This window comes from Flavobacterium cupreum (assembly GCF_003996965.1).
Taxonomy (GTDB): domain Bacteria; phylum Bacteroidota; class Bacteroidia; order Flavobacteriales; family Flavobacteriaceae; genus Flavobacterium; species Flavobacterium cupreum.
In genome coordinates this window covers 1-438 of sequence record NZ_QWDM01000077.1, presented here as the reverse complement: position 1 = coordinate 438, position 438 = coordinate 1, and the positions used below count along the sequence as shown (strand labels likewise).

The 438-nt window shown below is 52.7% G+C and carries 1 protein-coding gene; it reads left to right on the top strand.

Translation table 11 applies throughout. The features are described from left to right. Window positions 1-410 (top strand): DUF2345 domain-containing protein (locus tag D0817_RS26715; RefSeq protein WP_127341005.1); only part of this gene is annotated, 410 nt, incomplete at its 5' end. Window positions 411-438: the final 28 nt, after the last annotated feature.

Genomic DNA, 438 nt, shown 5'->3' with positions numbered 1-438 from the left:
TCAACTCCGCAAAAAACGTCATGATCACCGCCACCGACGGGATCATCTCCCTGATGGCCAAGGAAATCCGACTGATTGCGGAGGATGGCTCGTTCACCAAAATCGGCGGCGGCATTACCAACGGTACCGATGGCGACATCAAGAATCAGGCGGCCAACTTTCCATTTAGCGGACCGGCCACCATGGCCACTGAACTGCCCACGTTTGGCAGCAGCGCTCCAGACCAGAAGTTCGTTCTCAAATATGCGCCGCAAATCGAGGAGGCTCCAATCGCTCCCAATCGAAAATTCGAAATCGATATGAGTGATGGCAGCACACTCAAAGGGATAAGTGACGCGATGGGCAAGACCAGTCTGCTGGAGCGCGAAGCTATGCATATCGTCGACATCCGAATTCTTACTGACGAATAGGGAGGACATCGAAATGACATACCCAAAA